Source organism: Amycolatopsis sp. NPDC051106 (assembly GCF_040682775.1).
GTDB lineage: Bacteria > Actinomycetota > Actinomycetes > Mycobacteriales > Pseudonocardiaceae > Amycolatopsis.
Window position 1 is genome coordinate 70,174 of sequence record NZ_JBFBBQ010000040.1, and the last position, 10,354, is coordinate 80,527.

Here is a 10,354-nt window from a genome sequence, read left to right on the forward strand (position 1 = left end):
GGGGTGGACGTCGGCGGGACGAGCATCCGGGCCGGCGTGGTGGACGAGCGCGGTTCCCTGCTCGACACGGCGCGCGTCGCGACGCCGAGCGAGGAGGGCGCCCTCGAGGACGCCATCGCGGGTGTCGTCGAGGACCTGCGCAACCGGCACGAGGTGGCGGGCGTCGGGCTGGCCGTGGCCGGGTTCGTGGCGCGCGACCGCCGGTCGGTGATGTTCGCGCCGCACCTGGCCTGGCGCGGCGCGCCGGTCGCGGACCGGATCGAGAAGCGCGTCGGCCTGCCGGTGCTGCTGGAGCACGACGTCAACTCGGCGATCGTGGGCGAGCACCGCTTCGGCGCGGCCCGCGGCGCCCAGGTGGCGGCGCTGGTGGCCCTGGGCACCGGCATCGGCGCGGGCCTGCTGCTGGACGGCAAGCTGTTCCGCGGCGCGTACGGCGTGGCCCCGGAGCTGGGCCACCTGACGGTGGTCCGCGGCGGCCGGCCGTGCCCGTGCGGCAAGTACGGCTGCTGGGAGCGCTACTGCAGCGGAACGGCCCTGGCGTCGACGGCGGTGGAGCTCCTGGCCCGCCACCCGGGCCGCTCGACGGTGCTGGCCCCGCAGGTCGCGGGCGACCCGGGCTCGGTGACGGGCCGGCGAGTGGCCGGCGCGGCCCGCGACGGCGACCCGATCGCCCAGCTGGCGATGGCGGAGCTGGCCAAGTGGCTCGGCGAGGGCCTGGCCCTGGTGGCGGACGTGTTCGACCCGGAGATCATCGTGATCGGCGGGGGAGTGTCGGAGTCGGCACCACTGTTCTTGGACGAGGCCCGCGAGCACTACGCGGGAGCGATCACGGGGGCGCGGCACCGCCCGTTGGCCCGGATCCGGACGGCCCACCTGGGCGACGACACGGCGATCGTCGGCGCGGCGGCGCTGGCGCTGGAAGCGGCGAAGACCCCGGTCTGACCGCCCCGCCCCCCGAGCGCCCCAATGTGGCCTTCGGTGCGTAAGACGCAACCAAGGCGGCCTTCGGTGCGTAAGACGCAACCAAGGCCGCCTTGGGGGGCTTGGGTCGGACCGGCGCGCCGGCCTCGGGGTGTGACATCGTGGGCGGGGTGAGTGCCCCGTCCGCGAGCGTCTTCGTCAAGTGTTCCTGCGGGCACCTGCACTGGGGCCGCTACGGCGCCGCCGGGCTGCTGCTCGTCGATCCCGCGCGTGGCGTTCTCCTGCAGCGGCGGGCCTGGTGGGTGCACCACGGCCGCACGTGGGCGCTGCCCGGCGGAGCCATCGAAGCCGGCGAGACCGCCGTGACCGCGGCCGCCCGCGAAGCGTTCGAAGAAGCCTCCGTCCCCACCGGCGCCTTCCGCGCGGTCTCGGCCTCCGTGGTGGACCATGGGGACTGGAGCTACACGACCGTCCTCGCGCTGGCCGACAGCGTCGAAGCGAAGGTCGCCAACACCGAAAGTGCGGAGGTGCGCTGGGTGGATCCCGACGACGTGCCCACCTACCGGCTGCACCGCGACTTCGCCGCCGCCTGGCCCGACCTGCGCGAGCGCGTCGGGCAGGAGCTGGTGCTCGTCGTCGACGCCGCCAACGTCGTCGGCTCGCGGCCGGACGGCTGGTGGCACGACCGGCACGGTGCCGCCGAGCGCCTGCGCGACCAGCTCGCGAAACTCGCCGAAGCCGGCGTGCCGGACCCCGGCGATGCCACCGTGATCTGGTGGCCGCGGATCGTCCTGGTCGTCGAAGGCAAGGCCAAGCACGTCACCGGCGTCCCGGGCGTGGAGGTCGTCGCGGCCGACACCGACGGCGACTCGAAGATCGTCGAGGTCGTCGCCCAGGAGAAGGCCAAAGTCCTCGTCGCGACGGCCGACCGGGAGCTGAAAGGACGCGTCGAAGCCCTCGGCGCGTCGATTCTCGGCCCGGGCACGCTGCGCAGGCAGCTCGACGAGCTCTAGCCCTTGACGATCCCGTCGCGCATCTCGGCGACCAGCGACGCCATCACGGCCTTGAGGCTGCCCTTGTGCGCCGCCGCGACCGCCCGCTGCCGCCGGTAGCTCGGCCCGTACCGCAGGATCGTCTCGACGTCGCGCAGCTCGGCCACGCAGTCCAGGCGCCGCGCCACCGGCTCCAGCCGGTCCAGCAGGTCGGCGATGTCGTCGGTGACCAGCCGCTCACGCCCGGCCGCGTCCAGGATGACGATCGCGTCCGTGCCGTAGCGGGCCGCGCGCCACTTGTTCTCCTGGACGTGCCACGGCGGCAGCGTCGGCAGGATCTCGCCGTCGTCGAGGCGCTCGCTGAAGTCGTCGACCAGGCACTGCGTCAGCGCCGAGATCGCGCCGACCTCCTCCAGCGTCGGCAGCCCGTCGCAGACGCGCATCTCGATCGTGCCCAGGTGCGGCGCCGGCCGGATGTCCCAGCGGATCTCCGAGAAGTGGTCGATCACGCCGGTGGTGAACATGTCCTCGGTGTAGCTCTCCAGCTCGGCCCACTTCCGGAACTGGAACGGCAGCCCGGCCGTCGGCAGCTGCTGGAACATCAGCGCCCGGTTCGACGCGTACCCGGTGTCCTCCGCACCCCAGTACGGCGACGACGCCGAGAGCGCCTGCAGGTGCGGCGCGTAGTTCAGCAGCGCGTCCAGGATCGGCAGCACCTTGTCGCGGTGGTCGACCCCGACGTGGACGTGCACGCCGTAGATCAGCATCTGCCGGCCCCACCACTGCGTGCGGTCGATCAGCTTGGCGTACCGCTCCTTGTCGGTGACCTTCTGCTGGTACCAGTTCGAAAACGGGTGCGTCCCGGCCGAGAACATCTCGACGCCGAGCGGGTCGGCGACGCCGTGCACGACGTCCAGGGAGTCCGCGAGATCCGCCTTGACCTCGGCGATCGTGTCGCAGACACCGGTGATGATCTCGATGGTGTTGAGCAGCAGCTCCTGCTTGATCTTCGGGTGCTCGGCCCGCCCGTCGGGGCGGACGGCCTCGAGGATCCGCTCGGCGACCGAGGACAGCTCGCCGCTGCGCCGGTCGACCAGGCCGAGTTCCCATTCCGCGCCGACGGTCGATCGCCGCGAAGGGCTGAACTCGATGTTCATCGGCGTGGGGTCAGACCTGGGCGCCGTTGCTGGGGTCGGCGCCGGGCGGCGGGCCCTGCCGGACGCGCAGCAAGAGCAAGGCGATCGACGTCGCGAGCGCGAGGATGCCCAGCGGCGTCGCCACCGTCGGGCCCACCCCGATCGCGCCGGGCAGGATCAGCAGGAAGAGCCCGGCCAGGAACAGCAGCAGGATGAGGAACGCGCCCATCTTCGGCCGCGGCAGCGGCGGCGGCTCCGGCGGGACGTAGTGCTCGTCGTCGCCGGCCGGGTCGTCGGAGAACATCGTCGTGTCCCACGACGTGCCCCCGGACCGCCAGCCCGGCTCCGGCGGGCTGTCCGCGGCCGGCGGCTCGGCGGGCCGGTCCGGCGTCCGGCGTGACTCGCTCTCCACACCGAAACCCGTGCCGGCCGCGTCCGCGGCGCCGGACTTCTCGGCCTTGTCGGCGGCGTCTTCTTCCACCGAGAGCCCGAACCCGTCGGCCCGCAGGTCGGCGACGATCTCGGCGAACGTCGCGTCGACGTCCTCCGGCCCGTCCTTCCCCCGGCTCATGCGGTCTCCTCCGGCTGGGCGGCGTGCGCCTTCACGAACTCGACGCTACGCGTGAAGATGACCTCGGCGTCGTTGTCCTGCGTCGCGACGTGGTAGCTGTTCTCCAGCACCACCTCGGTGACGTCGGTGCTCGAGACGCCCTTCAGCACCAGCTGGGAGTTCACCGGCTCCACGACGTGGTCGACCGACGAGTGCAGCAGCAGCACCGGCTGTGTCACCTTCGCCAGGTCCGCGCGCACGAGGGCCCACAGCTTCGCCAGGCTCGCCGCGGCCCGCACCGGCGTGCGCGGGTAGGCCAGCTCCGTCTCGCCCGGCTTCTTGATGTCGTTCGCGATCGCCGGCACCGACGGCACGATCCGGCCCAGCACCGGCAGCAGCCGCGTGTCCCACTTCAGCCGCGTCACCGACGGGTTGACCAGCACGATCCCGGCGATCCGGTCACCGAACTCCTCGGCCAGGCGCAGCGTGAGCGTGCCGCCCATCGAAAGACCGCCGACGAACACGGTCCGGCACGTCGACAGCAGCGCGAGCAGCGCCTCGCGGACGGCGCCGTACCAGTCTTCCCACGTCGTGCGGTTGAGGTCCGGCCAGCGGGTGCCGTGCCCCGGCAGCAGCGGGCAGCGCACCGTGAACCCGGCCCCGGCCAGGTGGTCACCCCAGGCCCGCATGCTCGCCGGAGTACCGGTGAACCCGTGGCAGAGGAGGAACCCGGTCTCGGCCGAACCGGTGTGGCCGAACGGTTCCGCGCCGGCGAGCACGCCCATGCGATCGCCTTCCGTGTGAGCGGTGGATCCGTCCATGCTCTCACGGCTCGCGGACGTTGTGGGGCTCCGCCCGGGCCCGGAATTCCCTGTGAGATCGATCGCTGCCGGGCGGTAACCGGGTGGTCTCCGTTGTGCGGCGGCCACCGGGCTTCGTAGGCTGACTGTCGCGGGTGACAGGGGTTGGGCTGCGATGGAGGACTGAGGCACCGGTGCTGTACTGGCTCATGAAGTGGGTATTCATCGGACCGCTGCTCAAGACGCTGTGGCCGACCAAGGTCGTCGGCGCGGAGAACATCCCCGAGACCGGCGGCGCGATCCTGGCCGGCAACCACCTGGCGGTCGCGGACTCGTTCTTCATGCCGCTGCGCGTCAAGCGCAAGGTGACCTTCCCGGCCAAGTCCGAGTACTTCACCGAGCCCGGCTTCAAGGGCCTGCTCAAGAAGTGGTTCTTCACCGGCGTCGGCCAGTTCCCGATCGACCGCTCCGGCGGCAACGCCGCGCAGGCCGCGCTCGACACGGCCACCCGCCTGGTCAAGGCCGGCCACCTCCTCGGCATCTACCCCGAGGGCACCCGCTCCCCGGACGGCCGGCTGTACAAGGGCAAGACCGGCGTCGCCCGGATCGCCCTCGAATCCGGCGGCGTCGTGGTCCCGGTCGCGATGATCGGCACGGACAAGGTCAACCCGATCGGCTCCAAGATGTGGTGGCCGCGCCGCCTCGAGGTCCGCTTCGGCAAGCCTCTCGACTTCTCGCGCTACGAAGGTCTTGCCGGTGACCGGTTCATCGAGCGGTCCATCACGGACGAGATCATGTACGCGCTGATGGAGCTGTCCGGCCAGGAGTACGTCGACATCTACGCGGCGAAGGCCAAGGAACTGCTGGCCGCCGAGGCCGCCGGGGTGAAGCCGAAGGTGCCTGCGCAGCCGTCCGCAAAGGACGCGGCCCGGGTGCCCGAGAGCAAGGTCGGCTGACCCACTACTGTTCACCAGTGCGTTTTTTCTACGACACCGAGTTCATCGAAGACGGCGTGACCATCGATCTGGTGTCCATCGGTGTCGTTGACGAGCGGGGCCGCGAGTTCTACGCGGTTTCGACCGAGTTCGACCCCGCGAAAGCGGGCCAGTGGGTCCGGGACAACGTCCTGGACAAGCTGCCGTCACCGGCCGACAAGGCGTGGCGCAGCCGCGAGAAGATCCGCGCCGACCTGCTGGAGTTCTTCGGCAAGCCGCCGGGCGGGATCGAGCTGTGGGCGTGGTTCGCTGCCTACGACCACGTCGCGCTCGCCCAGCTGTGGGGCCCGATGCCGGCGCTGCCCCGGCAGCTGCCGCGTTTCACCCGCGACCTGCGTCAGCGCTGGGAGGACGCGGGCAAGCCGAAGCTGCCGTCGGCGCCCACCGACCAGCACGACGCCCTGGCGGACGCGAAGCACAACCTCGCGCGCTGGGAGATCATCGAGGAGTACTTCCGGCGCCGCTGACGCTCACGCGTCGGGCGGCACCGGCGCTATCACGGTCCGGCGAAAGTGGTTGAAGATCACCGACGTCCGGACGTCGACGATCTCCTTGCGCTGGGTCAGCCGGTCGAGGACGAACCCGCTCAGGTGATCGTTGTCGGCGACCGCGATGTGCAGCAGGAAGTCGTCGCTGCCGGACATCACGAACACCGACAGCACCTCGGGCAGCCCCGCCACGAAGGCCCGGAACGACTCGATCACCGCGCGGTCGGGCGGGCGCAGCCGCACCGCGACCATCGCCTGCACCGGCCGGCCGATCTTCTTCAGGTCGACGTCGACGTGGTGCCCGCGCACGATCCCGCGCCGGGTCAGCTCCCGCACCCGTTCGAGGCACGTCGACTGCGCGATGTGCAGCCGGCGGGCGAGCTCCTTGTTGGTCTGCTTGGCGTCCTCCTGCAGCAGGGTCAGCAGCGCCGAATCCAGTTCGTCCATGAGGCTCGCGGTCCCTCCGTGGCGGCGCACGATTCGGTGTTCTGCCGGCGTCGCCGAATCTAACACGGCGTTCGTCGAACTCTCTCCGCTCAGTACCTAGGGTCGGGGCCATGATCACGAAGAACAAGTGCGCGGTGGTGGTCGGCGCCGAGCTGCCCACCGGGTTGGCGGCCAACGCGGCGGGCGTCCTCTCGGTGACCCTCGGGCACCGCGTGGACGGCTTGGTCGGCGCCGATGTCGAGGACGCCGACGGCGTCGCGCACCCGGGGATCATCCACGTGCCGCTGCCGATCCTGAAGGCGCCGCGCGCGGAGGTCGCCGCTATCGTCCGGGCGGCGGCTGAAGACGACGAGCTCTTCTTCGTCGCCTTCAGCGCGCTCGCCCAGAGCTGCCGGACCTACGCGGAGTACACGGCCAAGATGGCCGCCACGGTCACCGCGGACCTGGACAGCATCGGCGTCGGCCTGCACGGCCCGCGCAAGCGCGTCGACCGGCTGGTCGGGTCGTTGCCGCTGCTGCGCTGACCTCGCGGCGCCCGAAACTGTCGGGGTCCCCCGGTAATGTGAGAACCGGGGGACCCCCAGGCCGGGGACCTCTCAGCGGCGCGAGCGCACCGCGGAGGCCAGCTCGTCGAGCAGCGGGGCCGTGTCGTCCCAAGCCAGGCACGCGTCGGTGATCGACTGCCCGTAGGTCAGCTTCTCCGGGTGCCCGAGGTCGAGGTCCTGCCGCCCGGCGGCCAGGAAGCTCTCCATCATCAGCCCGGCGATCCCGCGCTCGCCGTCGCCGATCCGCGAAGCCAGCTCGCGCACCACGCCGGCCTGCCGCACGTGGTCCTTGCCGCTGTTTCCGTGCGAAGCGTCGATGATCACGCGCTCCGGCAGGCCCGACTTCGCCAGGCGGGAAAGCGTGTCCGCGACCGTGGCGGCGTCGTAGTTCGGGCCGCCGTTGTGGCCGCGCAGGATCACGTGGCAGTCCGGGTTGCCCGACGTCGTCAGCAGCGCCGCCAAGCCGTCGGTGTTGATGCCCGGGAACACGTGGCTCGCCGCGGCCGCGCGGGTCGCGTCGACCGCCACCTGGACGTCGCCCTCGGTCGAGTTCTTGATGCCCACCGGCATCGACAGCGCGCTGCACAGCTGGCGGTGCACCTGGCTCGCCGCGGTCCGCGCGCCGATCGACCCCCACGTCACGATGTCGGAGATGAACTGCGGCGTGATCGGGTCGAGGAACTCGCAGCCGACCGGCAGGCCCAGCTCGGAGACGTCGAGCAGCAGCTTGCGCGCCATCCGCAGGCCCTTGTTGACGGCGAACGTGCCGTCGAGGTCCGGATCGTTGATCAGGCCCTTCCAGCCCAGCGTGGTGCGCGGCTTCTCGAAGTACACGCGCATCACGATGTGCAGTTCACCGCGCAGTTCTTCGGCCTTCGCGGCCAGCCGGCGGCCGTAGTCGAGGGCGGCTTCCGGGTCGTGCACCGAGCACGGGCCGACGACCACGAGCAGCCGGTCGTCCCGGCCTTCGAGGATGTCGACCGTTTCGGCGCGGCCCTGCCGCACCACCTTGGCGACGGCGGCGTCGACGGGATGGTCTTCGCGCAGCATCGCGGGCGAAATGAGCGGACTGATCGACTTGGTGCGCGCGGCGTCGAGATCACCGATGGTGGCTGGTCCGGCGGAGAGCGTCATCGCGGGGGTGTTCCTTCCTGGTGGACACCGACCCGCGCGGGGGACCCTCGCCGAGCCGGTTCGAAATCCGGCTCGGGGGTGGAGGTCAGCGCAGGTTCACGCCGCCGTGCCCACCCGGGGCCGGCTTCGTAAACCAGTAATAGCGCTGCACCCGGCCAAGTTAGCACACGCCGGAGCCGGACCGATTCGGCAGGTGGTACGGGCTGCACCGATCAAGACGGGAGCCGCTACTCTGGCGGTCGACGAAATGTGACTGTCATCTCCAGAGAACAGACGGAGGCTTCTCATGCGTGTCGGTGTGCTGACCGGCGGCGGCGACTGCCCGGGACTCAACGCGGTGATCCGCGCCGTGGTGCGCAAGGGCATCGAGGTGCACGGCTGGGACTTCGTGGGCTTCCGCAACGGCTGGAACGGCCCGCTGACCGGGGACAGCCGTCCGCTCGGCCTCAACGACGTCGAGGACATCCTCACCCGCGGCGGCACCATCCTGCGGTCCTCGCGCACCAACCCGTACAAGGTCGAGGGCGGCGTCGAGAAGATCAAGCAGGTCCTGGCCGACCAGGGCGTCGACGCCCTGATCGCGATCGGCGGCGAGGACACCCTCGGCGTCGCGAAGCGCCTCACCGACGACGGCATCGGCGTCGTGGGCGTGCCCAAGACGATCGACAACGACCTGGGCGCCACCGACTACACCTTCGGCTTCGACACCGCGGTCTCCATCGCGACCGAAGCGATCGACCGGCTGCACACCACCGCCGAGTCGCACCACCGGGCGCTGGTCGTCGAGGTCATGGGCCGCCACGCCGGCTGGATCGCGCTGCACTCCGGCCTCGCCGGCGGCGCGAGCGTGATCCTGGTGCCGGAGCGGCACTTCAACGTCGACCAGGTCGTCTCCTGGGTCGAGCGCCGCTTCGAGAAGGAGTTCGCGCCGATCATCGTCGTCGCCGAGGGCGCGCTGCCCGAGGGCGGCGAGGAGAAGCTGCTCACCGGCGAGAAGGACGCCTTCGGGCACGTCCGCCTCGGCGGCATCGGCACCTGGCTGGCCGACGAGATCGCCCACCGCACCGGCAAGGAGTCCCGCGCGGTGGTCCTGGGCCACGTCCAGCGCGGCGGCACCCCGACGGCGTACGACCGCGTCCTCGCGACGCGCTTCGGCCTGCACGCGGTGGACGCGGTGGCCGACGGCGACTTCGGCGTGATGGTGGCGCTGCGGGGCACCGACATCGTCCGCGTCAAGCTGGCCGAGGCGACCGCCGAGCTGAAGACGGTCCCGGTCGAGCGCTACCAGGAAGCCGAAGTCTTCTTCGGCTGAGTCTTGTGTGCTGTGAAGGGCACCTTCAGGGACATGACGTCCCTGAAGGTGCCCTTCACGGCTTTCCGGGGGACGTCGGCGGTTGCCAGGGCGGCATCGGCCAGTCCCAGTGCGGCACCGGTTCGTGCAGGTTCGGCTCCGCGCCGGGGGCGGAGAAGACGACGGCCAGGCGGCTGCCCCACTCGAGGTAGCCGGCGAAGGCGGCGCGGAACTCGGGATCGCCGGGCAGGCCGGCCTCGTCGGCGGCGTCGAGCAGCAGGTCCACCCACCGGCGGCGCTGTGCTTCGGTGATGCCGCGGCCGAGGTGGCGGCCGACCATGTGGGCGTGGCCGCCGTGGCTCCCGGAGTAGTCGGCGGGCCCGCCGAAGACCTCGCCGAGCCAGACCGCGACGTGCTTCGGGTGGTCCGGGTCCATGCCGCGGAACACGGGCTCGAGCAGCGGGTCTTCGAGGACGTGGCCGTAGAAGATCGTCAGCAGCTTCACGAGGGCTTCGTGGCCGCCGGCCCACTCGTACAGAGTCGGGGTGGCGGGCGGGTTTTCTGGCACGATCACCCGGTCAGGCAACCAGTGGTGCCCCGGCCGGGCAACCACGTACTTTCCGGTGCGTAGGGGGAACGGGATGAAGCGGTACCACTGCGCGGTGGAGCTGGCGGTCGACCTGATCGGCGGCAAGTGGAAGCCGGTGATCCTGGCGCACCTCAAGGAAGGGGCCCACCGCTACGGCGAGCTGCGGCGGCGGATGCCGGGGGTGAGCGAGAAGATGCTGACTCAGCAGCTGCGCGAGCTGGCCGCGGACGGGGTCGTCCGCCGCCTCGAGCTCGACGGCCGCGTACCGCACGTGGAGTACCACCTGACGGAGGTGGGGGAGGAGCTCCGCCCGGCGTTGACGGCCCTGTACGAGTGGGGCGAGCGCCGCGCGGCGGCCGCGGGAATCACGTTCGACCCGGCACCGGAGACCCAGACGTAAGCGCCCCAATGTGGCCTTCGGTGCGTTCAACGCACCGAAGGCCGCCTTGGGTGCGTTGAACGCAAC

At 71.3% G+C, this 10,354-nt stretch carries 13 protein-coding genes; 7 read left to right on the forward strand and 6 right to left on the reverse strand.

Annotated features, from left to right (window positions below):
* The first annotated feature begins 3 nt into the window (after nt 1–3).
* Both AB0M83_RS27420 and AB0M83_RS27425 read left to right on the forward strand, forming a co-directional pair.
* Nucleotides 4–942: an ROK family protein gene (locus AB0M83_RS27420; RefSeq protein ID WP_364521256.1), complete on the forward strand. Its 939-nt coding sequence runs from the start codon at nt 4–6 to the stop codon at nt 940–942.
* Nucleotides 943–1,091: 149 nt separating this feature from the next.
* Entirely contained in the window at nt 1,092–1,934 is an 843-nt protein-coding gene (locus AB0M83_RS27425) for an NUDIX hydrolase (protein ID WP_364521243.1), read from the forward strand.
* Here AB0M83_RS27425 and AB0M83_RS27430 read toward each other — a convergent pair.
* From AB0M83_RS27430 to AB0M83_RS27440, 3 genes are read right to left on the reverse strand one after another with little or no spacing between them, the layout of a single operon-like run.
* Nucleotides 1,931–3,070 carry a glutamate--cysteine ligase gene (locus AB0M83_RS27430; RefSeq protein ID WP_364521244.1) on the reverse strand — a complete coding sequence of 380 codons (1,140 nt, stop codon included), beginning with the start codon at nt 3,068–3,070 and terminating at the stop codon, nt 1,931–1,933. The genes AB0M83_RS27425 and AB0M83_RS27430 overlap by 4 nt on opposite strands.
* Nucleotides 3,071–3,080: 10 nt before the next feature.
* Nucleotides 3,081–3,620: a hypothetical protein gene (locus AB0M83_RS27435; protein WP_364521245.1), complete on the reverse strand. Its 540-nt coding sequence runs from the start codon at nt 3,618–3,620 to the stop codon at nt 3,081–3,083.
* Nucleotides 3,617–4,384, reverse strand: a complete 768-nt coding sequence (locus AB0M83_RS27440; RefSeq protein WP_364521246.1) for an alpha/beta fold hydrolase — start codon at nt 4,382–4,384, stop codon at nt 3,617–3,619. The genes AB0M83_RS27435 and AB0M83_RS27440 overlap by 4 nt, the downstream gene beginning before the upstream one ends.
* A gap of 209 nt (nt 4,385–4,593) precedes the next feature.
* On the opposite strand from AB0M83_RS27440, the gene AB0M83_RS27445 reads away from it, so the two are divergent.
* Nucleotides 4,594–5,355: a lysophospholipid acyltransferase family protein gene (locus AB0M83_RS27445; protein ID WP_364521247.1), complete on the forward strand. Its 762-nt coding sequence runs from the start codon at nt 4,594–4,596 to the stop codon at nt 5,353–5,355.
* Nucleotides 5,356–5,372: 17 nt separating this feature from the next.
* Nucleotides 5,373–5,861 carry a polyadenylate-specific 3'-exoribonuclease AS gene (locus AB0M83_RS27450; protein ID WP_364521248.1) on the forward strand — a complete coding sequence of 163 codons (489 nt, stop codon included), beginning with the start codon at nt 5,373–5,375 and terminating at the stop codon, nt 5,859–5,861.
* Between the two features lie 3 nt (nt 5,862–5,864).
* Here AB0M83_RS27450 and AB0M83_RS27455 read toward each other — a convergent pair whose 3' ends face one another.
* Nucleotides 5,865–6,329 (reverse strand): Lrp/AsnC family transcriptional regulator, encoded by a 465-nt coding sequence (locus AB0M83_RS27455; RefSeq protein ID WP_364521249.1) that lies wholly within the window; start codon nt 6,327–6,329, stop codon nt 5,865–5,867.
* Between the two features lie 110 nt (nt 6,330–6,439).
* Here AB0M83_RS27455 and AB0M83_RS27460 point away from each other — a divergent pair, with 110 nt between their 5' ends.
* On the forward strand, nt 6,440–6,853 hold the full coding sequence (locus AB0M83_RS27460; protein WP_364521250.1) for a DUF2000 domain-containing protein: 414 nt from the start codon (nt 6,440–6,442) through the stop codon (nt 6,851–6,853).
* 72 nt (nt 6,854–6,925) lie between these two features.
* On the opposite strand, the gene AB0M83_RS27465 is transcribed toward AB0M83_RS27460, so the two are convergent.
* A complete protein-coding gene (locus AB0M83_RS27465) occupies nt 6,926–8,008 on the reverse strand; it encodes a 3-deoxy-7-phosphoheptulonate synthase (protein WP_364521251.1) in 1,083 nt (360 codons plus the stop codon).
* A 286-nt stretch (nt 8,009–8,294) separates the two neighbouring features.
* On the opposite strand from AB0M83_RS27465, the gene AB0M83_RS27470 reads away from it, so the two are divergent.
* Nucleotides 8,295–9,320 (forward strand): 6-phosphofructokinase, encoded by a 1,026-nt coding sequence (locus AB0M83_RS27470; protein ID WP_364521252.1) that lies wholly within the window; start codon nt 8,295–8,297, stop codon nt 9,318–9,320.
* A 55-nt stretch (nt 9,321–9,375) separates the two neighbouring features.
* On the opposite strand, the gene AB0M83_RS27475 is transcribed toward AB0M83_RS27470, so the two are convergent.
* A complete protein-coding gene (locus AB0M83_RS27475; protein ID WP_364521253.1) occupies nt 9,376–9,873 on the reverse strand; it encodes a group II truncated hemoglobin in 498 nt (165 codons plus the stop codon).
* A gap of 67 nt (nt 9,874–9,940) precedes the next feature.
* Between AB0M83_RS27475 and AB0M83_RS27480 the strand changes: the two genes are divergently transcribed.
* Nucleotides 9,941–10,288: a helix-turn-helix domain-containing protein gene (locus AB0M83_RS27480; protein WP_364521254.1), complete on the forward strand. Its 348-nt coding sequence runs from the start codon at nt 9,941–9,943 to the stop codon at nt 10,286–10,288.
* Nucleotides 10,289–10,354: the final 66 nt, after the last annotated feature.

Excerpts from the sequence above, each read along its gene's own strand:
- AB0M83_RS27455 (WP_364521249.1), bottom strand. The coding sequence starts at position 6,329 with ATGGACGAACTGGATTCGGCGCTGCTGACCCTGCTGCAGGAGGACGCC.
- AB0M83_RS27465 (WP_364521251.1), bottom strand. The coding sequence starts at position 8,008 with ATGACGCTCTCCGCCGGACCAGCCACCATCGGTGATCTCGACGCCGCG.
- AB0M83_RS27460 (WP_364521250.1), top strand. The coding sequence starts at position 6,440 with ATGATCACGAAGAACAAGTGCGCGGTGGTGGTCGGCGCCGAGCTGCCC.
- AB0M83_RS27435 (WP_364521245.1), bottom strand. The coding sequence starts at position 3,620 with ATGAGCCGGGGGAAGGACGGGCCGGAGGACGTCGACGCGACGTTCGCC.
- AB0M83_RS27430 (WP_364521244.1), bottom strand. The coding sequence starts at position 3,070 with ATGAACATCGAGTTCAGCCCTTCGCGGCGATCGACCGTCGGCGCGGAA.
- AB0M83_RS27480 (WP_364521254.1), top strand. The coding sequence starts at position 9,941 with ATGAAGCGGTACCACTGCGCGGTGGAGCTGGCGGTCGACCTGATCGGC.
- AB0M83_RS27440 (WP_364521246.1), bottom strand. The coding sequence starts at position 4,384 with ATGGGCGTGCTCGCCGGCGCGGAACCGTTCGGCCACACCGGTTCGGCC.
- AB0M83_RS27470 (WP_364521252.1), top strand. The coding sequence starts at position 8,295 with ATGCGTGTCGGTGTGCTGACCGGCGGCGGCGACTGCCCGGGACTCAAC.